Annotated in this window: 17 protein-coding genes, 1 tRNA gene, 1 pseudogene and 1 riboswitch; of the genes and pseudogenes, 12 read left to right on the forward strand and 7 right to left on the reverse strand. The window is 64.4% G+C overall.

Features of this window, described 5'->3' with window-relative positions:
* On the reverse strand, positions 1-225 hold a 225-nt coding region (locus tag ACRECS_RS25805; protein ID WP_431585840.1), incomplete at its 3' end, for an N-formylglutamate amidohydrolase.
* Positions 226-345: 120 nt separating this feature from the next.
* Between ACRECS_RS25805 and cpdR the strand changes: the two genes are divergently transcribed.
* The 6 genes from cpdR to ACRECS_RS25835 all read left to right on the forward strand — a co-directional run bounded on the left by cpdR (position 346) and on the right by ACRECS_RS25835 (position 6,245).
* Complete coding sequence (gene cpdR, locus ACRECS_RS25810; RefSeq protein WP_034161550.1) at positions 346-723, forward strand: cell cycle two-component system response regulator CpdR; 378 nt, start codon at positions 346-348, stop codon at positions 721-723.
* A 46-nt stretch (positions 724-769) separates the two neighbouring features.
* A tRNA-Val gene (locus ACRECS_RS25815) sits at positions 770-844 on the forward strand.
* A 230-nt stretch (positions 845-1,074) separates the two neighbouring features.
* The gene (locus ACRECS_RS25820) at positions 1,075-1,683 is read left to right on the forward strand and encodes a TetR/AcrR family transcriptional regulator (RefSeq protein ID WP_431585841.1); all 609 of its coding nucleotides are present in this window, start codon (positions 1,075-1,077) and stop codon (positions 1,681-1,683) included.
* Positions 1,684-1,742: 59 nt separating this feature from the next.
* Positions 1,743-2,750: an aldo/keto reductase gene (locus tag ACRECS_RS25825; RefSeq protein WP_431585842.1), complete on the forward strand. Its 1,008-nt coding sequence runs from the start codon at positions 1,743-1,745 to the stop codon at positions 2,748-2,750.
* A 112-nt stretch (positions 2,751-2,862) separates the two neighbouring features.
* Positions 2,863-5,469, forward strand: a complete 2,607-nt coding sequence (locus ACRECS_RS25830) for a TonB-dependent receptor (RefSeq protein WP_431585843.1) — start codon at positions 2,863-2,865, stop codon at positions 5,467-5,469.
* On the forward strand, positions 5,469-6,245 hold the full coding sequence (locus tag ACRECS_RS25835) for a hypothetical protein (RefSeq protein ID WP_431585844.1): 777 nt from the start codon (positions 5,469-5,471) through the stop codon (positions 6,243-6,245). Before ACRECS_RS25830 ends, ACRECS_RS25835 begins: the two co-directional genes overlap by 1 nt.
* A gap of 5 nt (positions 6,246-6,250) precedes the next feature.
* Here the strand turns inward: ACRECS_RS25835 and ACRECS_RS25840 are convergent, their stop codons facing one another.
* The gene (locus ACRECS_RS25840; RefSeq protein WP_431585855.1) at positions 6,251-6,721 is read right to left on the reverse strand and encodes an Lrp/AsnC ligand binding domain-containing protein; all 471 of its coding nucleotides are present in this window, start codon (positions 6,719-6,721) and stop codon (positions 6,251-6,253) included.
* A 144-nt stretch (positions 6,722-6,865) separates the two neighbouring features.
* Between ACRECS_RS25840 and putA the strand changes: the two genes are divergently transcribed.
* Positions 6,866-9,982, forward strand: a complete 3,117-nt coding sequence (putA, locus tag ACRECS_RS25845) for a bifunctional proline dehydrogenase/L-glutamate gamma-semialdehyde dehydrogenase PutA (RefSeq protein WP_431585845.1) — start codon at positions 6,866-6,868, stop codon at positions 9,980-9,982.
* Positions 9,983-10,574: 592 nt separating this feature from the next.
* Here the strand turns inward: putA and ACRECS_RS25850 are convergent.
* Complete coding sequence (locus ACRECS_RS25850) at positions 10,575-10,721, reverse strand: hypothetical protein (protein ID WP_431585846.1); 147 nt, start codon at positions 10,719-10,721, stop codon at positions 10,575-10,577.
* A gap of 112 nt (positions 10,722-10,833) precedes the next feature.
* Positions 10,834-11,041, forward strand: a riboswitch (cobalamin riboswitch).
* A 138-nt stretch (positions 11,042-11,179) separates the two neighbouring features.
* Here ACRECS_RS25850 and ACRECS_RS25855 point away from each other — a divergent pair.
* From ACRECS_RS25855 to ACRECS_RS25870, 4 genes are read left to right on the forward strand one after another with little or no spacing between them, the layout of a single operon-like run.
* On the forward strand, positions 11,180-13,099 hold the full coding sequence (locus ACRECS_RS25855; RefSeq protein ID WP_431585847.1) for a TonB-dependent receptor plug domain-containing protein: 1,920 nt from the start codon (positions 11,180-11,182) through the stop codon (positions 13,097-13,099).
* Positions 13,099-13,923 carry an ABC transporter substrate-binding protein gene (locus ACRECS_RS25860; RefSeq protein WP_431585848.1) on the forward strand — a complete coding sequence of 275 codons (825 nt, stop codon included), beginning with the start codon at positions 13,099-13,101 and terminating at the stop codon, positions 13,921-13,923. The genes ACRECS_RS25855 and ACRECS_RS25860 overlap by 1 nt, the downstream gene beginning before the upstream one ends.
* A complete protein-coding gene (locus ACRECS_RS25865) occupies positions 13,920-14,885 on the forward strand; it encodes a FecCD family ABC transporter permease (RefSeq protein WP_431585849.1) in 966 nt (321 codons plus the stop codon). The genes ACRECS_RS25860 and ACRECS_RS25865 overlap by 4 nt, the downstream gene beginning before the upstream one ends.
* Entirely contained in the window at positions 14,876-15,646 is a 771-nt protein-coding gene (locus ACRECS_RS25870; protein ID WP_431585850.1) for an ABC transporter ATP-binding protein, read from the forward strand. The genes ACRECS_RS25865 and ACRECS_RS25870 overlap by 10 nt, the downstream gene beginning before the upstream one ends.
* A 257-nt stretch (positions 15,647-15,903) precedes the next feature.
* Here the strand turns inward: ACRECS_RS25870 and ACRECS_RS25875 are convergent, their stop codons facing one another.
* Complete coding sequence (locus ACRECS_RS25875; RefSeq protein ID WP_431585851.1) at positions 15,904-16,770, reverse strand: LysR family transcriptional regulator; 867 nt, start codon at positions 16,768-16,770, stop codon at positions 15,904-15,906.
* Between the two features lie 127 nt (positions 16,771-16,897).
* On the opposite strand from ACRECS_RS25875, the gene ACRECS_RS25880 reads away from it, so the two are divergent.
* The gene (locus ACRECS_RS25880; RefSeq protein WP_431585852.1) at positions 16,898-18,394 is read left to right on the forward strand and encodes a CoA-acylating methylmalonate-semialdehyde dehydrogenase; all 1,497 of its coding nucleotides are present in this window, start codon (positions 16,898-16,900) and stop codon (positions 18,392-18,394) included.
* Positions 18,395-18,537: 143 nt separating this feature from the next.
* Here the strand turns inward: ACRECS_RS25880 and ACRECS_RS25885 are convergent.
* From ACRECS_RS25885 to ACRECS_RS25895, 3 genes and pseudogenes are all read right to left on the reverse strand, one after another.
* Positions 18,538-18,708: pseudogene (locus tag ACRECS_RS25885) on the reverse strand (transposase); the annotation flags it as partial.
* Positions 18,709-18,757: 49 nt separating this feature from the next.
* The gene (locus ACRECS_RS25890; protein ID WP_431585853.1) at positions 18,758-19,570 is read right to left on the reverse strand and encodes a sterol desaturase family protein; all 813 of its coding nucleotides are present in this window, start codon (positions 19,568-19,570) and stop codon (positions 18,758-18,760) included.
* A 110-nt stretch (positions 19,571-19,680) separates the two neighbouring features.
* The coding region (locus ACRECS_RS25895) for a helix-turn-helix domain-containing protein (RefSeq protein WP_431585854.1) at positions 19,681-20,408 on the reverse strand (728 nt) is incomplete at its 5' end.

A 20,408-nucleotide genomic window follows, 5' to 3' on the forward strand; every position in this document is an offset into this window, starting at 1 on the left:
GGCGCGGGCGCGTCGCTGCACCAACATCGTTTCGCTGCCTCGCGCCGCAAGTGCTACCGCATCGATGTGGCGGTCTTCGAGCGGCCGCAGCCCAGCCAGCGGCACGCGGATCGCAGCGCGCAACGCCTGCGGATAGTCGCGCCCGGCGTGCGGTACGGACAGGATTATGGGACTGGCCGGCTCAAGCGGACCATGAAGATCGAAAGACGGGGCGGCAATAGCCATCGCCATCACCGTAGAGGCGGGGCATTCGCACCGCAATCCACGCCGCAGGCTGGAAATTCTTAAGGGCTTTGGGCTAAGAAGGATCCTCTGAAATCGGGTGGGTAAACGAGTGGGACCGAAATGATCAGGATTCTGCTGGCCGAGGACGACCGGGTGATGCGCGAATATCTAACGCGCGCGCTCGAGCGGTCGGGCTATGCCGTCAGCGCTGTCGATCGTGGTACCGCGGCGATTCCCTTGCTTGAGAACGAGCATTTCGATCTGTTGCTGACCGACATCGTCATGCCGGAGATGGACGGTATCGAACTCGCGCAGCGCGCGGGCGAGATGGTTCCGGATCTGCGCGTCATGTTCATCACCGGCTTTGCCGCGGTCACGCTCAAGGCTGGCAAGCAGATGCCGCAGGCGCGCGTGCTGTCCAAGCCGTTCCATCTGCGCGATCTCGTGCTGGAGGTCGACCGGATGTTCGAGAAAGAAAGCGCCACCGGCGGTCTTTGAACGCTTGCGCGGGGCGAAAAGCCTCGCTAGAGGGCGCAACTCGCGTGGGCGTGTAGCTCAGTGGTAGAGCACTGTGTTGACATCGCAGGGGTCGCAAGTTCAATCCTTGCCACGCCCACCATTCCCTCCCTGAACGACCGCGCGATACCCCCGCGCACAGATGGTCGTCAGGTCGGTCGCCAGACAAATCGCTAATCCGCTGGGGCTCTCTTTGGCCGGGTCCCCGATCGGGATGTTGCGCTATTGTAGCTGGCATATGAACATTTGTGAAAGCCGAGGCGATCCCTTAACCTGATTGTAAGACTTGGGCAGAGCTCGGCCCATCAGGCTGATTTCGGGGAGGATGCGAGTTTGGGTAGGGCTGCCACGCCGGTACGCGAGAAGCGGCGGAAACGTCATTCGGACGAGGCGCGCAACGAAGGACTGACTGCCGCCCGCGAGTTGCTGCTCAGCGAGGGGCCAGCAGCGGTCACGCTGGCTGGGGTCGGCAAGAAGATCGGGATGTCGCACACCAATGTGATCCATCATTTCGGATCGGCCGCCGGGCTGCAGACCGCGCTGATGGGGTCGATGATCCGCGATCTGGCAGGCGCACTCGACGATGCTGTGAGTCATTTGCGGACCGATGCGGCGGCGCCGAGCATCTTGATCGACCAGGTTTGGGCCGCATTCGATGAGGGCGGAGCGGGCCAGCTCGCCGCATGGCTGGTGCTGACGCGCGAGGTCGATCATCTCGAACCGATCCGCCAGGCGGTGCTCGACCTGGTCGCCGCGGTGAAGGAGAAATATGCCAGCGATCCTGAGGCCGATGCGCGGATTCGCTCGATCGTGCTGCTGATCGCAATTGCGGCGTTCGGCGACGCGGTGATCGGACCGCATCTGCGCGGCATGCTTGACCAGGATTCGGATGTCGGACGCAAGCTGATGGCGCGGTTGCTTCCCGTCCTCGTCATGGGGTAGCCGACGGAGCGGGTGTTCCGGGCTCGGGCCCGACCGGCATCGTTTCGAAAGACCATATCATGACGCTTCCCACGCGACAGGTCGGGCCGTTCACGGTCTCCGCCATCGGCCTTGGCTGTATGAACCTAAACCATGCCTATGGCACACCGCCGAGCGCGGAGGACGGTGCCCGCCTGCTCAACCGCGCGCTGGATCTCGGCTGCAGCTTTCTCGATACTGCCGCTTTGTACGGCATGGGCGCGAGCGAGCGGCTGATCGGCGGCTCGGTCATGCACCGCCGGGCGGAGTTCACCCTGGCAAGCAAATGCGTGCTCGACATGGTTGAGGGCAAGCGCACGCTGGACGGCAGCCCGGCGGCGATCGCGCATACGCTCGACGGCGCATTGCAGCGGCTCGGCACCGACCATATCGATCTCTATTATCTTCACCGGCTCGACCATAACGTGCCGGCCGAGGACTCGGTCGGCGCGCTGGTTCGCGCGAAGGAGGCGGGCAAGATCGGTGCACTTGGCCTCAGCGAAATGTCGGCAGCGACGATTCGCCGCGCACACGCCGTGCATCCGATCACGGCGGTACAGTCGGAATATTCGCCGTGGGTGCGGAACCCGGAGGTCGCGGTGCTCGATACTTGCCGCGAGCTCGGCATTGCGTTGGTCGCCTTCTCGCCTGTAGCGCGGGGCTTCCTGGCTGGGGCGGTCACGACCGGGGACTATGCGACGAATGATATCCGCGCCGCCATGCCGCGCTTCGTCGAGCCCAATCTGTCGCACAATCTGAAACTCGCCGAGCGTTTCAATGCCATCGCCGCGCGCATTGGTTGTACCCCGGCGCAATTGTCGCTCGGCTGGGTCTTGTCGCGTGGCGACCATGTCGTGCCGATTCCTGGCACCGGCAATATCCAGCATCTCGAGGAGAATCTCGCGACCATGGATGTGCATATCGATGCCAGAGCCCTGGCTGAGGTCGACGCGATTTTCGCTCCCGGTGCCATTGCAGGCGGGCGCTATTCTGCGGCGATGCAGGCGCAGATCGACACCGAATTGCTGCCTGAGGAAATCGCCACCTGAGCGATCATCCGCATCCTGTCGGGTGCTCAATTGTCCTTATTATGTAACCTTTCTTTCCTCATAGTGTCGCCGAGCAACGCTAGCGCCCCTTCAACTCGAAGGGGATACGCAGATGCGCCGCAGGATTTTCGCTACCACCGCAATCGCTGTCGCGATTGTCGGGACCGCCGCCGGTCCGGCCGGCGCGCAGGATGCAGCAACGCCCGATCAGGCGGATGAGGACATCGTCGTTACGGGCCAGCGCGCACAACAGGAGCGGGCGATCGATCTGAAGCGCCATGCGATCGGCATATTGGACGTTGCCGCAGCCGACGAGATTGGGCGCCTGCCCGATCGCAACGTTGCTGAGGTGGTCGAGCATTTGCCTGGTGTCGGTGTCACCTATGACCAGGGCGAGGGGCGCTATGTTGCGATCCGCGGCGTTCCGTCGGCGCTCAACAATTATACGCTGAACGGCATCGAGATCGGCAATCCCGACGGCACGACCCGTTCGCTTCCGCTCGATATCGTGTCGGGTCAGCTACTCAACCGGGTCGAGGTGGCCAAGGTCAAGACCGCTGATATGGACGGGCAGGGGGTTGGCGGTGCGATCAACCTCGTTACGCAGACGGCGTTTGATTTCAAGGACCGCTTCTCGATCGCGGGCAGCGCCAAGGCGGGCTATCAGCAGCTCAACAAGAAGGTGCCGGTGCAGGGCGATCTGAGCGTCGCCACGCGTTTCGGCGCAGACGAGCAATTCGGCCTGGTGCTCGGTGCAAGCTATTCCAATCGCGATTTCGTCAGCGAAGGTTTCTACCCCGATAACTGGAAGCCGGTGGCGGGCGCCGCGCGCGGCGGCGTGCCGGACAATATCAAATATACCGAATACCAACTCGACCGCCGTCGTCTTGGTGCGAGCGGTTCGTTCGACTGGCATCCCAGCGACACCCAGACCTTCTTCATTCGCGGCGTCTACAGCAAGTTCATCGAGGATGAGGTGCGTGGCCGCTATCGCCTCGATTTCACGCTGACGCCCTACACTCTCAACCCCGACGGCCTGACCGGCAGTACACCGGGCGTCGCGAGTGCCGCGACCGGGGCGGCGGGGTCGGGCCCGGAGCGGCGCGAGGATTTACGGCTCGATTATAAGGCAAAGGTCGTGCTGACCGGCATGATCGGCGGATCGACCGAACTCGGCGCGCTCAAGCTCGATTATGTCGGGTCGCGCAGCCGCAACGAAGTGCTCGACCAGTTTCCGATCTGGCAGTTCCGCTGCAACACGGGCAAGGTCAATTTCGATTTCACCAACGAAATCTATTCGGCCACACCGGAGAAGGAATGCGCCCCGTCGCAGATGCAGTTCCGGCAATATACCTATTCGCACCAGAAGGGCGTCGAGACCATCTGGCAGGGTAAGTTCGATGCGACCTATGACCTGGGCGGCGAGGATTTCATCAAGGCGGGTGTGAAATATCGCGGCACCAATCGCGATTTCGACGCCAATAACGATGTCTATGATCGTGGCGGCAGTCTCTCGACGCGCTTTACGCTTGGCCAGTTCAATCTCGCTGGGGGGAATGTCTATGTCTATCCCGACAGCTCGAACCTGGATCATGGCTATCTGAACAGCCCGACGATCGATCCGGCGGCGATCCAGGCGTTCACCAACGCCAACCTGTCCGGGCCGTATTTCGTTTATAATTCCGCAACCTCGCTTGCCAACGCAACGCTCAGCGACTTCTCGCTGTCGGAGGATGTCAGTGCCGCCTATGCGATGGCCAACTGGACGCGCGGTGCAGTGACCGTGACGCCGGGACTGCGCTTCGAACATACCAGGCTCGACATCACCGGCTTCCAGTTGCGCACCGGCACGACGGTGGTCACGCCGATCAGCCAGACGCGCAGCTATGACGATTTCCTGCCGTCACTGGTGGTGCGGATTCGCCCCTCCGACGATACGGTGTTTCGCTTGGCCTATTCGCGCAGCCTTGGCCGGCCCGAATATGCCAATCTGTCACCCGGCGGGTCGCTCGACACGACCGTGGCCGCCAACCCGACGCTCTCACTCGGGAATCCCGACCTGAAGCCCTATCGCGCCGATAATTTCGATGCGACCGGCGAATGGTATTTCGCCCGGGGCGGCATGTTGAGCATCGGCGTGTTCGCCAAGGTGATCAGGAACCCGATCTTCGGCGAGACGAGAACACTGATCAATACAAGCTATAACGGCGTCCTCTATCCCGTGCTCAAGGTCTCGCAGCCGCTCAACGCCGACAAGGGCGACATCATCGGCATCGAGGCGCAATTCCAGCAGCAATTCACGTTCCTGCCGGGCATCCTGTCCGGCTTCGGAATCCAGCTGAACGCCACGCTGAGCGATTCGACCTTACGCCTGCCAACCGGTCGCACCTCGACCTTTCCGAGCCAGTCGAAATACCTCTATGGCGCGGAACTCTTCTACCAGCGCGGCCCGGTCGAGGCGTCGATCGCTTATCACAACACCGGCTATGCGCTGCTCTCGACCGGCGACGTCTCGTCCCAGGATCAGTATAATGACGATCTGCGCCGCCTCGATGCCAAGGCGAGCTTTGCGGTGTTCGACGGGATCCGCCTGTTTGCGGAAGCGCAGAACCTGACCGATGAGCCGACGCGCCAATATCAAGGCGGGCACAAGGACTGGATCATTCAGAACGAGCGCTATGGCCGGACCTTCTATGCCGGCATCTCGGCCAAGTTCTGATGCTGGCGACCTTGCTCCTCGCGCTCCAGGCTGCAGTCCTGCCCGCCGCTACCGAAGTCCGGCGCATGCCAGCGCCCGAGGCGCATCAGGGCGTGGTGGCCGACCGCACCCATGTCTATGCGATCGCCAATGCCGAGATCGGCAAATATGACCGCCGGACCGGCAAACGCATCGCCCGCTGGCAGGGTGACCCGGCTCTGTTCATCCATATGAACAGCTGTGCGCTCAATCGGGCCGAGATCATCTGTGCTGCGTCCAACTATCCCAATGTGCCGCAGGCGAGCTCGGTCGAATGGTTCGACACGCGTCACATGCGCCATGTGCGCAGCCACAGCTTCGGCCCGGGCCGCGGTTCGCTGACCTGGCTCGACTGGCACAAGGGAAGCTGGTGGGCGTGCTTTGCCAATTACGATGCGAAAGGCGGCGAGCCGGGACGCGACCATCGCTACACGACATTGGTGCGGTTCGATGCGACCTTCCGCGAAACCGGCGCCTGGCTGTTCCCGCAGGATGTGCTCGACCGGTTCGCGCCCTACAGTTCGTCAGGCGGCGCCTGGGGAACGGACGATCTGCTTTATGTCACCGGCCATGACCGGCCCGAACTCTATGTCCTGGCCTTGTCCGAGGCGGGCAGCCGGCTGACCCACAAGGCGACCATCGCCATTCCGACACCGGGCCAGGCGATCGCCTGGGATGCGGCCGCGCCGCGCCTGCTCTGGTCGATCGATCGTCGCGGCGGCGAGATGGTCGCGAGCCGCATTCCGCCGGTGCGCTGAAGCGGTCAGACCGGCAGCGCGGTCTCGGCCTTGATCTCCTCCATCACCGCATAGGTATGGGTCTGGGCGATGCCGTCGATCGAGCCCAGTTCATCGCCAAGGATGCGGCGATAATCCGCCATGTCGCGGCAGCGGATCTTGAGCAGATAGTCGAAGCCGCCCGCGACCATATGGCATTCGGTGACCGACGCGAAGGATCGGATCGCCGCGGCGAAACGCCCGAACACATCGGTCGTGGTGCGATCGAGCGTTACCTGCACGAACACCAATAGCCCAAGGTCGAGCCGCACTGGGTCGAGCCGTGCGGCATAGCCGGTGATATATCCATCGCGCTCGAGTCGCTTGACCCGCTCCTGGCACGGTGTCGGCGTCAGGCCGACGCGCCGGGCGAGCGCGAGGTTCGACATCCGGCCGTCATCCTGCAACGCTGCCAGGATGCGCCGGTCGATGATATCGGGTTTGGTGAGCGTGCTGATGGTGAATTATCCTTCATAGGATCGATCTAACAGGTAATATAGCTATATAGAGGCGAATATACAGACTTTATCCTCTGGCTGGTGCCGCGATAGAGGCGGCGATCACCAGTTTCAAATTGCCAGTCTCAAACGGAGGGTCCGCCCATGTCCTCGATCACGCTTCCCGGCCTGAGCCGCGCCGCCGTTCATGCCGCCTATCGGATGGAGGAAGAATCCTGCGTCGCGCAGCGGCTGATCGAGACGGAAATCCCGGCCGCCGAGCTCGCCGCGACAGATGTGCTCGCGCGCCGGCTGGTCGAGGGTGTGCGTGCGAAGGGGCAGGGCAATGCGGTCGACAGCCTGTTGCACAGCTTCGCCTTGTCGACCGACGAAGGCATCGCCTTGATGTGCCTGGCCGAGGCGCTGCTGCGTATTCCCGATGCGGCGACGCGTGACCGGCTGATCGCCGACAAGATCGGCGGCAAGGAATGGAGCGCCAATCTTGGCCGCTCGCAGTCGCTGTTCGTCAATGCCTCGACCTTCGGCCTGATGCTCACCGGCAGCGTGGTGAGCCCAAGCGAGGGCGAGGATTGGGCCGCGGTCGCGAAGCGCGCGGTAGCGCGGCTCGGCAAGCCGGTGATCCGCCGTGCGATCTTCGAAGGGATGCGCATCCTTGGTCATCATTTCGTGTTCGGCCGCACCATTGGCGAAGGACTGAAGCGCGGTGCATCGGGCGTCGAGACGCACAGCTTCGACATGCTGGGAGAAGCGGCGCGAACGCAGGGCGATGCCGATTTCTATTTCAACGCCTACAAGACCGCGATCACGGCGGTGGGCGAGGCGCGGGGCGGCACAGGCGGTAAAGGGGGCGAAGTCGAGAGCGTCGACGGCGTGTCGGTCAAATTGTCCGCGCTGCACCCACGCTACGAATGGGCGCAGGTCGACCGCATCAAGGCGGAAATGCTGCCGCGGTTGCGCGAGCTGGTCGCCGATGCCGGCGCGGCCGATATCTGCCTTGCGATCGATGCCGAGGAAGCCGACCGGCTCGATCTGTCGATGGACCTGATCGAGACGATCGTTGCCGATGACACGCTGTTCGCAAACGGCTGGCGCGGCTTCGGGATCGTCATCCAGGCCTATCAGAAGCGCGCCGTGCCGATGGTCGACTGGACCATCGCACTGGCCCGCCGTTACCAGCGCAAGATGATGGTCCGCCTGGTCAAGGGGGCGTACTGGGACAGCGAAGTGAAGGCGACGCAGGTCGGCGGGTTCAGCGACTATCCCGTGTTCACACGCAAGGCCTCGACCGATGTGTCCTACCTGGCCTGCGCGCGCCGCCTGCTGGCGGCCGACGATGCGATCTATTCGGGGTTCGCCACGCACAACGCGGCGACGGTCGCGGCGGTCAAGGCAATGGCCGCCGGCCGGACATTCGAATTCCAGCGCCTCCACGGTATGGGCGAGGAATTGTACGACGTGTTGCGCGAAGGGGAGGGTGACGCGCCCACCGCCGTGCGCATTTACGCGCCGGTCGGCGGGCATAAGGAATTGCTCGCCTACCTCGTACGCCGCCTGCTCGAAAACGGCGCCAATGCCTCGTTCGTCAATCGCCTCGCCGATGCCGATCAGCCGGTCGAGGCGATCATCGCCGACCCGGTCGCCGCGACCGCGGCGCTCGATGTCCGCCGCAATCCGCGCATTCCATTGCCGAGCGAGCTGTTCGCGCCCGAGCGGCTGAACTCGGCGGGGATCGACCTGTCCGATCCGCTGGTTCGCGTACCGTTGATGGCGCGTCTCGCCGCGCTGGAGGTGGCGCATCCAGTTGCTGCGCCGATCATCGGCGGCAAGACGTTGAAGGGCAGCAAGACTCCAGTGACTGCGCCGTTCGACCGCAGCATCACTGTTGGTCATGTGATCGAGGCGACGCCGGAAGCGGTCGCTCAGGCTGTGACGCTCGGCCATGCCGCGCAACCCGACTGGGACGCAGCCGGTGTCGACATCCGGGCCGAGGTGCTGGAGGCGGCCGCCAATCTCTACGAAAAGCACACTGACGAGCTTCTCTCGCTGTGTGTGCGCGAAGCGGGGAAGACGGTGCCCGATGCGATCCTCGAATTGCGCGAAGCGGTCGATTTCTTGCGCTATTATGCGGTCGAGGCACGGCGTCAGTTCGGCCCGGCCGAGCCGCTGCCCGGTCCGACCGGCGAGTCCAACACGCTGACGCTGCATGGCCGTGGCGTCATTGCGGCGATCAGCCCGTGGAATTTCCCGCTTGCCATTTTCACCGGCCAGATTGCCGCCGCGCTTGCGGCGGGCAACAGCGTGGTCGCCAAGCCGGCCGGCCAGACCCCGCTGATCGCGGCACGCGCGGTCGAACTGCTGCACCAAGCGGGCATTCCGGCCAATGTGCTCAATCTCCTGCCCGGCGACGGTAAGGTCGGTGCGGCACTGGTCGCTCATCCCGGCATTGGCGGCGTGGTGTTCACCGGATCGACCAATACCGCGCGCTCGATCAACCTGACGCTGGCGCAGCGCACTGGCCCGATCGTACCGCTGATCGCCGAAACCGGCGGGCAGAATGCGATGATCGTCGACAGCTCGGCGCTGCCCGAACAGGTCACGCGCGACGTGGTGCAATCCGCTTTCCAGAGCGCCGGCCAGCGCTGCTCGGCGCTGCGCGTGCTGTACCTGCAGGACGATATCGCCGACGGCGTGCTCGAGATGATTTCCGGCGCGATGCAGGCGCTGACCATCGGCGATCCGCGCAAGCTGTCGACCGATGTCGGCCCGGTGATCGACGCTGCGGCGCGCGCGTCGCTGCAGAAGCATAGTAACGAACTGAGCGCCGCCGCCGTTTGTCAGCTGGATCTGCCGGCCGGGCAGGGCGATTTCGTCGCACCCGCCGCCTTCACCATCCCGGGCATCTCGGCGCTCTCGCAGGAGCATTTCGGTCCGCTGCTTCATGTCGTGCGCTTTGCCGCCGAGGATCTGGATGCGGTGATTGACGCGATCAATGCGACCGGCTTCGGCCTGACGCTTGGCGTGCACAGCCGCATCGACACGACGATCGAGCGGATCGTCGCCCGGGCCCGGGTCGGTAATATCTATGTCAACCGCAACCAGATCGGCGCGGTGGTCGGCAGCCAGCCGTTCGGCGGCGAAGGGTTGTCGGGAACGGGACCCAAGGCGGGCGGTCCGCATTATCTCCCGCGCTTCGCGACCGAGCGGACGCTGTGCGTCGATACGACGGCGGCCGGGGGCAATGCGACCTTGCTGGCGAGCTGAAGCAATGATGGGCTGAAGGGGCGTCTCGTCCCTCCGTTCGCCTCGAGCGGAGGGACGAGGTCTGCCGCAAGCCGTTCCGGCACTCATACCCACCCCCATTGATGGCGACCTGGTTCTTCAACCCTTTCCAGAAAGGGGGCGAGAACGCGCCGGTATCCGCCGGCAAGCGATGACATGCCCGACTTTGCATGAGGGGTGAATCGTCGCCGGCAATAGGGCCGGGAAGAAGGGGGCGGCGAGATATGGGACACCCCATTGTGCCATATTCCGGCGCGGGGCGAGGGAGGCAGGCTGTCAATCGTCCCAAATCTCATGATTATCATGGTATGGCAACGGGTTAGCACGTAGCACAGCGATTCCTGGTATAAATGGCATTGATAGGAATCGCGTTCTGCTATCCATGAAATGGATAGCAGGGCCGCCGATGTACCGAATTTCCCTGTTGCCGGCGTGAAAATCCAGCATCGGATGACGTTTGATCGGACCTACCGCCGTTTATCGGGGGCTCCTGTCTGATCCTATTGATGAGAATGTATCTCTTCGCCCTTCTCCTGGAGAGGAGGGGCGATGAGTCAGATTTGTGATTCCGGTATCAGAGCGCGGCGATAATTCCGCCGATCGCGACCCAAAGCAGGATCGAAATGATGGCGGCGACCACGAGGCCGGCGCCGGGCGCCATGGTCCGTCCCACATCCTGGGGCGGCTGAGGTGGCAAATGCTTCAATTCAAACGTTCTCACGACCAGTTCCTTCAAGGAAATGAGCTGCGAATGGCTCCTTATCCCCTTCCTTTCCTGCAAATTTACTAACGTGGATCGCGGCGCTTGGTTGCACATCGGCGACGAGCGGCGTAGGGGCCGCGTCGTGACGGGTTCCCGGAGACGGGAAGCAAAAGGGAAGTTCGGTGCGCGGGCGAGAGGCCGCCAATCCGACGCTGTTCCCGCAACTGTAACCGGCGAGCCGGTGCCCCCAAATGCCACTGGGTCGATCGGACCCGGGAAGGCGGGGCATCATGCGAAGACCCGGAAGTCAGGAGACCTGCCCGACACGGTCGATCCACTGCGCGGGCGGGAGTTCCGGTGCGGACGAGGGCGAAACCCCGAACGGGGACACCTTTGAGCGAACGACATGGAATCGGGCCATTGGCCGGATGTCGTTCCTGGCATTCGGTACCTGGCCCCATGCAAAGGGGCATACCATGTTTGACTACCGTAAGATCTTGCTGACCGGTGCGGCGCTGTTCGCGGCGACGCCGGTCATGGCAAAGGACGCCGCGCCGAGCGATGACAGCATCGCGATTGCCGAAGCGAAGAGCGAAGAGATCGTCGTCACCGCGACGGGCGTTGCGCAGCCGATCGACCAGGTCGGTCAGGCCGTCACGGTCATCACGCGCGCCGACATCGAGCGTCGTCAGACCGTCAGCGTCTCCGATCTGCTCGCCACCACGCCGGGCGTCACCGTGTCGCGCAACGGCGGCATCGGCACTGTCACTGCGGTGCGCATTCGCGGCGCGGAGGATGCGCAGACGCTGACCATCATCGACGGCGTTCGCGTCAACGATCCTTCATCGCCCGCCGGCGCGTTCGATTTCGGCAATCTTTTTGCCGGATCGATCGACCGGATCGAGGTGCTGCGCGGACCCAACTCGGTTCCCTGGGGCAGTCAGGCGATCGGCGGTGTCGTCAACATCATCACTGCACGGCCGACTGAGGGGCTGCAGGCACGCGCCAATGCCGAATATGGCTATGCCGACAGCGTCAGCGCCAATGCTGCGATTTCGGGCAAGAGCGGCATCTTCTCGGGCTCGCTGACGGGCGGCTATGTCCGCACCGATGGTATTTCGGTCGCCGCCAATGGCAATGAGCGTGACGGCTATCGCCAATATGGCGCAACAGCACGGGTCGGTGTCGAATTTACCCCCGGCATCGGCCTCGACCTGCGCGGCTATTATGCGAACAGCCGCACCGATCTCGACGGCTTCCCCGCGCCGAACTACACCCTGGCCGACACCGACGAATATTCCACCGCGCGGGAGCTCTATGGCTATGCCGGCGTGCATGTGAATCTGCTCGACGATCGGTTGAAGAACCGCGTCGCCTTCACCATCGCTGATGTCGATCGCGACAATTACGATCCGGCGTTCGGCACCGCGCCATCCTTTATCGGGCGCGGCCGTACCGAACGCTACGAGTATCAGGGCGATTTCCGCGTCATAGACCAGGTGCGCGTGGTTGCCGGCGCGGAGCATGAGAATAGCCGTTATGCCGATGCCTCCTCGCGCTACAGCACCGGGGTCACGAGCTTTTACGGCGAACTGATCGTTACACCGGTGCAGCAGCTGACGATCACCGGCGGCGTGCGGAACGACGACCATAAGGCCTATGGCAACCGGACCACCTTCGGCGCCAGCGCCGCGCTGGCGCTTGATACCGGTACGACGCTGCGCGCGAGCTATGGCGAGGGTTTCAAGGCACCGACTCTGTACCAGCTCTATGGCCCTTATGGTACGCCCGGCCCGGTCACTCCCGGCGTTCCAGCGCGCGATGCGCTGCGGCCTGAAACGGCCCGCAACTATGATGTGGGCGTCGAACAATCCTTCCTGTCGGGCGCGGCGCGCGTTGGCGTGACCTATTTCAACCGTGATACGAAGAACCAGATTGATTTCGATCTCGGTACCTTCACTTATCAGAATATTGCTCGCACGCGGGCCGAGGGCGTCGAATTCGAACTCGCGCTGCGGCCGGTCGATGCGCTGACCTTCACGGCGAACTACAGCTATATTGATAGCGAGAACCGCTCGCCGGGCAGCAATTTCGGCAAGGACCTTGCCCGCCGCCCGCATCAGACGGTCAGCGCCTCGATCGACTACCGCTTCCCGTTCGGCCTGTCGGCGGGCGCGACGGTCAGCCATGTCGGCGACAGCTATGACGATGCCGGGAATTTCAGCCGACTCGACGGCTATGTCCTGGCCGGTCTTCGCGCCTCGATCGCGGTCGCCGATCGCTTCGAAATCTATGGCCGCGTCGATAATCTGTTCGACGAGAAATATGAGGTCGTGCGCGGTTACGGCACCTATGGCCGCGCCGCCTATGGCGGCGTGCGGGTGAAGTTCGACTGATGAGGGCATTCCTGCCGCTCGCGCTGTTGCTCGCCGGGTGCACCGCACCGGCGCGTGACGGTGCGGGCGGTGGGGCAGGGGGGGGAATCGTTTCGACCAATCCCTGCGCCGATGCGATCCTGATCGAGCTGGTCGATCCGGCGCGCATCACCGCGATCAGCCAATATTCGCATAACCCGGCGGCAAGCTCGATCGCCGTCGATGTGGCGCGCCGGTTCCCGGCCACGGCGGGGACGGCCGAGGAAGTGATCGCGCTGCGTCCCTCGCTGGTGCTGACCAGCAGCTTCACGCCGCTCGCCACGCGCGCAGCCTATGAACGGGCCGGGCTGAAGACGCTGGTGATGGACTCGCCCGTTACCGTCGCCGCGAGCAAGGTGCAGATCGAACAGGTCGCCGCCGCTGTGGGCGCCCAGGCCAGGGGCAGGGCGCTCAATGCGCGGATCGACGCGGCAGCGCAGGCGGCGACACCGAAGGACGGCAAGCGCCCGGCGGCCTTGCTGTTCATCGCCGGGGACCTGGTCAATGGATCGGGGACATTGCTCGACCAATTGCTCACCCATGCCGGTTTCCGCGACGCCGCGGCCGATTATGGCCTTGCCTCGACCGGCAGCCTGCCGATCGAAACCATCATCGCCAAGCCGCCGCGCGTGATCATGACGCCCGACGCGACCGCGCGCACCGCTGCGCTGCGCCGCCGGGTTCTCGCGCGTACCGGGGCCAACACCACTGAGGTCGCGTTCCCGCGCAACCTGGTCAATTGCGGCGGCCCGACGATCATCCCGGCACTGGCCGAGCTGGCGAAGATCCGGCGCTCGCTGTCATGAAGCTCAGGCTTTTCCTGCTTGCGTTGCTGGTCGTTCTGGCATTCGGGCTGTCGCTGGTTGCCGGCAAGGCGTGGATCCCCATGTCCGCCTGGTTCTCCGCTGACCCGCGCTGGGCGATCATCGTCGAGCTGCGCTTGCCGCGCGCCGTGCTTGGCCTGGCGATCGGCGCGGTGCTTGGCCTCTCGGGTGCGGTGTTGCAGGGCTATCTCCGGAACCCGCTGGCCGATCCCGGGGTGGTCGGTGTGTCGTCGAGTGCGGCGCTCGGTGCGGTCGCGGCGATCGTGTCCGGCATCGCGATCAGCCCGCTGATCGTGTTCGCCTGTGCGATGCTCGGCGCGGCCGGATCGATGCTGCTGCTCGCCGCGCTGACCTGGCGCCAGGCGAATGCGGTGACCTTCATTCTCGCCGGCACGGTGCTGGCGAGCCTTGCCGGGGCGCTGACCGCGTTCCTCATTTCGATCGCGCCCAATCCCTATGCGGTCGCCGAAGTGATCGAATGGCTGATGGGTGCGCTGACCGATCGCAGCCTTGACGATGTGCGGCTGGCGGTGCCGTTCATGGCGGCGGGCGCGGTACTGCTGCTGCTCACTGGCCGCTCGCTCGATGCGCTGACCCTGGGTGAGGCTGCGGCGCGCTCGCTTGGTGTGCGGCTTGGCTGGCTTCAGGCGCTGGTCGTGCTCGGCACTGGCCTGACCATCGGCGCCAGCGTCGCGGTGACCGGCGTGGTCGGCTTTGTCGGGCTGGTCGTGCCGCACCTGCTGCGCCCGCTGTTCGGGCACAGGCCGGGCGCGCTGCTGCTGCCGAGCATGCTGGGCGGTGCGGCGCTGGTGCTGATTGCCGACAGCCTGTGCCGCCTGATCCCCGGCGCCGGCGAGTTGCGCCTGGGTGTGGCTATGGCGCTGATCGGCGGGCCGTTCTTCCTCGCCCTGTTGTTCAGGGGACGGAGGCTGGCATGGAGCTGAGTGTCGAAGCGCTTGCCGTCACCTTGTCGGGCCGGACCGTGCTGGACGATATCACCGCCACGCTTCGCCCCGGCCGCATCACTGCGATCCTTGGCCCCAATGGCGCGGGCAAGAGCAGCCTGGTCAAGGCGGCGGCCGCGCTGATCCCGCTCGCGCGTGGCGCTGTCCGGCTCGATGGCCGCGACGTTGCCGCGTTCGATCCGCGCGAGCGGGCGCGGCTGATCGGCTATCTGCCGCAGGATGCCGCGGTGCACTGGAACATCACCGCCGCCGATATCGTCGCGCTGGGCCGCTTGCCGCATCGCACGCCCTATGCCGCGCCGGGACCGCAGGATTTCGATGCGATCATGCATGCGATGGCGGCGACCGAAACGCTCCATTTCGCCGATCGTCCGATCCAGGAGCTGTCCGGGGGCGAGCGCGCCCGGGTGCTGCTGGCCCGCGTGCTGGCGGGTGAGCCGCGCTGGCTGCTCGCTGACGAGCCGCTGGCAAGCCTCGATCCGGCGCATCAGATCGATATTCTCGACCGGCTGCGCGAAGCCGCGAATGCCGGGGCAGGGGTGGCGATCGTGCTCCACGACCTTGGCCTGGCGGCGCGGGCGGCGGATGACGTGCTGCTGCTGAAGGACGGGTTGATGGCCGGGTTCGGGCCGGTCGCGGCAACGCTGACCCCCGAGGCGATCCGCGCGGTGTTCGGTGTCGAGGCGCGCTGGGTCGACACGCCCGATGGCCCGCCCTTGCTGGTGACGGTCGGCCGCTAGACCATCCGGCTCAATGACAGGGCTGCGGGAGATATGGGACACCGAATGTGTCAGACAGCGCCCCGGCCGGAGCGCCGAGAGATATGGGACACCGGATTGTGTCAGGCAGCCGCCTCGGCGTCGTAGCTGAGAGATATGGGACACCGGTAATCAAGAGATATGGGACACCAATAATATTATTACATATCAGTCAGTTAGCGATATATTGCTGATCTCGGGCGAGCGCGGAACGTGGCTCAGGTGAGTTCGAAGCCGCTTTAGCTGACCGCTGCCGCAACGCTGCGCAGCCATTCGATCACGGCCTGGATGCGCGGCGTCGCATGGGTGTCTTCATGCGTCACCAGCCAGAAGCTGCGCCCGAGTGCCACCCCGGGCAGGACCGGCACCAGCGATCGATCGCGCGTGGCGATGAAATTGGGCAGGATGCCGATCCCGGCGCCCGACCGGATCATCGCATGCTGCACATTGATGCTGGTGCTGCGCACTTGCGCGACCAGCCCGTCATGGATCTCCGACAGATAATCCAGCTCCACCGCATGGATATGTTCGGGCACGTAACTGATCAGCGTATGGCCTTCGAGCGCCGCCGCATTGTCCGGGATGCCCCGCTCGTCGAGATAGGCCTGGGTCGCGAAGAGCCCGAGCTGATAATCGGCCAGTTTAGCCGCGCGCAGATGACGATTGCGCGGCCGCGCCAGCATCACTGCGATATCGGCCTCGCGCTTCGACGGATTGAGGAAGCCCGACGCCGTGATCAGGTCGAGCCGGATATTGGGATGGCCGGCGCTGAACGCCGCCATGCCCGGCGCGACGACATGAGTCGCCAGCCCTTCGGCAAGGCTGAGGCGGACATGCCCCGCCAGTGCGCTGTTGGGGTCGCCAGCGGTCACCGCGATCACCGCCGCCTCGATCGTCTCGGCATGGGCAAGCAACGCCTGGCCCGCTTCGCTCAGCCGGCGCTCGCCCCCAAGCATCTCGAATAAAGGCGCGCCGACCTCGCCCTCGAGCCGGGCAAGGCGACGCGACACAGTGGTCACATCAACCCCCAGCGTCCGTGCCGCCGGCGCGAGGCGCTGCGCCCGCGCCACCGCGACGAATATCCTCAGATCATCCCAGTTTCGCATCGACCCCTGCAAAAATGCACATCAAGGCGGCGAATATAGGCTCTTGTCGGCAGAAATGCCTAGTGGGATAGGCGCTGCAACGAATTGCGGCAGCCGCTGTCGGTCGCCGCCCTCCGGAGAAATCGACATGCGGCAGATCGACCATTTCATTGTCGGCCATTCAGGCGGCGGTGCAGCACGCAGCGGCGAGGTTTTCGATCCCAATACCGGCCAGGTCCAGGCGCAGGTCGCGCTCGGCACCCAGGCCGATCTCGACCGCGCCATCGCCGCGGCGCAGGCGGCGCAGCCGGGCTGGGCCGCGACCAATCCGCAGCGCCGCGCCCGCGTGATGTTCAATTTCAAGGCGCTGGTCGAACAGAATATGGAGGAGCTGGCGCATCTGCTCAGCTCCGAACATGGCAAGGTCATTGCCGACGCCAAGGGCGATATCCAGCGCGGCCTGGAAGTGATCGAATTCTGCTGCGGCATCCCGCATGTGCTGAAGGGTGAGTATACCCAGGGCGCCGGCCCGGGCATCGACGTCTATTCGATGCGCCAGCCGCTTGGCATCGGCGCGGGCATCACCCCGTTCAACTTCCCCGGCATGATCCCGCTATGGATGAGCGGCGTCGCCATCGCGACCGGCAACGCCTTCATCCTCAAGCCGTCCGAGCGCGACCCGTCAGTGCCGGTGCGGCTCGCCGAACTGTTCATCGAGGCCGGGCTGCCTGAGGGCATTCTGCAGGTCGTTCATGGCGACAAGGAAATGGTCGATGCGATCCTCGACCATCCCGCGATCAGCGCGGTCAGCTTTGTCGGCTCATCCGACATCGCGCATTATGTCTACAAGCGCGGCGTCGCGGCGGGCAAGCGCGTCCAGGCGATGGGCGGGGCCAAGAATCATGGCATCGTGATGCCCGACGCCGATCTCGACCAGGTCGTCGCCGATCTGTCGGGCGCGGCCTTCGGCAGCGCGGGCGAGCGGTGCATGGCGCTGCCGGTGGTGGTGCCGGTCGGCGAGAAGACCGCGATCGCGCTGCGTGAAAAGCTGATCCCCGCGATCGCCGCGCTGCGCATCGGCGTCTCGACCGACAGCGACGCGCATTACGGCCCGGTGGTCAACGCGGCGCACAAGCAGCGGGTCGAGAACTGGATCCAGACCGGCGTCGACGAGGGCGCCGAACTGGTCGTCGATGGGCGCGGTTTCGAGCTTCAGGGGCATGAGAAGGGCTTCTTCATCGGCCCGAGCCTGTTCGATCACGTCACGCCGCAGATGGAATCGTACAAGGAGGAGATTTTCGGGCCGGTGCTGCAGATCGTCCGCGCCGATGATTTCGAACATGCCGTGCGCCTGCCGAGCGAGCATCAGTACGGCAATGGCGTCGCGATCTTCACCCGCAACGGTCATGCCGCGCGCGAATTCGCCTCGCGCGTCAATGTCGGCATGGTCGGCATCAACGTGCCGATCCCGGTGCCGGTCGCCTATCACACATTCGGCGGATGGAAGCGTTCCGCGTTCGGCGACACCAACCAGCATGGCATGGAGGGCGTGAAGTTCTGGACCAAGGTCAAGACCATCACGCAGCGCTGGCCCGATGGATCGCCTGACGGCGGGAATGCTTTCGTCATCCCGACCATGGGGTAGGGTGCAGCGTGCGCTCCCTGAGGACGATCTATCGCCGCGGTGCGCCCGGCAGGCCTGGCCTGCCGGGCGGCACGGGCAAGAAGTCGGTCTTCGGCGCCCGCTTCATCGACTCAGGACTTGTCCCGCTGGGGCGGGCCGCCGGCGAAAACCCCGGCCGCTCCGCCCAGCAACTGCTCTTTCCAGCTGGTGATCTGGTTGACGTGAACATCGTAAAGCTGCGCCAGTTCGGCCCGCGTCTTCTCTCCTTTCAGCGCCGCCAGGGCTACCATCGCCTTGAACCCAGGAGCGTGAGTGCGTCGCGCCCGTTTCGTCATTTCTACTCCTGATCTTCCCCTTGTAATGGGCCCCCACCCAGTTTTCCGCTTATGCCGTGACCGGGTCGGTCGACGTCTTGCCCCGGCTCACCACGGCTTCGAACTTCTCGTGATAGCGCGGATGCTCGGTGCCCATCATCCGGTCCCACCAGGTGAAGTAGATCCCGAAATTATACCGCCCCTCGCTGTGATGGAGGTCGTGGTGCGTGGTGGTGGTGAGCCATCCGGTCCAGCGGCTGCGCGTGAACCCGCTCCACGCCAGTTCATGGCCCGAATGGCCAAGCACGTTGCGGATCATCTGGTGCCCGGCGAAGAACAGGCCGGCGATCGGATAGATCGGCACGATCCACGACATGGCGATCAGGATGATCGGTCCGAACAGCGCCTCGGTGACGGATTCGATCGGTGCGAAGGAATAGGCCGCCCAGCTGGTCGGCGTGCGCGAGCTGTGATGCGCGGCATGCGCGCGGCGGAACATGGCGCGCAGATGCAGCATGCGGTGCATCCAGTAGAAATAGGTGTCGTGCGCCAGGATGATCACGATGACCTGGATGATCAGGATCAGCGGATCTGGCGGGCCGAAATCGACCCGGCCCAGTCCAAGGGCAACCGCGCCGACGGTAAGCAGCCCGACAAAGGGAAAGATTGCGACGGTACGGATCGACTGGAAGATTTCCCGCCGTCGGTCCGCCATCGTCGCCATGCGCTGCTGGATGCGGCGCGACGCGATCGAGCGCCGGGCAAGCCAGAGGATCGCCGTCACGCCGGCCGCCGCGACCAGATAGCGGATCAATTCCTCCTGAAAGCCGGAAAACCAGTGAGTGGCAAACGTCCATATTATCTCGATCAGGGTTTCGATCATCATGGAGCTCCGTCGGGCAAGATCCTCCCGGTCGGCGCTATGCCATTCTGTCAGGCGCGGCTGCGCGCGCTCGAAAATCCTCGATTGATTTCGAAATCAATCGGCATTTTTCAATTATCTACGATCGCTGCGCGGCGAAAATTGCTTGGCGCCTGGCCGGTTTCCTGGCGGAAAGCGCGGTTGAACGGCGCGAGCGAACCATATCCCAGATCCATCGCAATGGTCAGGATCGGCAAGTCGACATGGGCCGGGTCGGCCAGCAGCGCCTTTGCCTCGGCGATGCGGTGATGGTTCAGAAAGGCCGAGAAATTGCGATAGCCAAGCCGCTGGTTGATCAGGCTGCGCAGCCGGTGTTCGGGCGTGCCGAGTCGTTCCGCCAGACCGCCGATCGACAGGCCCGGTTCGCGGTGAACCGCCCCGGCGATCGCCGCGTCCAGCTTGCGCTTCAGCACATGTTCGGACGGGCTGAGCTTGGGTTCGGGCGCCGGTTCGGCCGGATCGAACAGCAATTCGGGATCGCTTTGCAGAAACGCCACGGCGACGGCGGTGGTGGCGATAAGAATGGCGATCGACTGGCCAAGCGCGATGCCGAGACCGGAATAGCGGAAGCCCGACAGCATTTCGAGCACCAGCACGATGAAGGCGATGCTGCCGACCAGCACGACAAAGCCGAAGCGCAGCCGGCGGCGTTTCTCGATCAAATCGTCGCCGCGTTCGAGGAACGCGATCATGATCGCATGGACGATCAGGATCAGCGACAATCCGTGCTGTACCAGCGCGATCCAGAATTGCGCGCCGGGCGCCCAGCGCGCGGCGACCAGGTAGGAGAGTGCACACC

Source organism: Sphingomonas sp. (assembly GCF_050725575.1).
Classification (GTDB): domain Bacteria; phylum Pseudomonadota; class Alphaproteobacteria; order Sphingomonadales; family Sphingomonadaceae; genus Sphingomonas.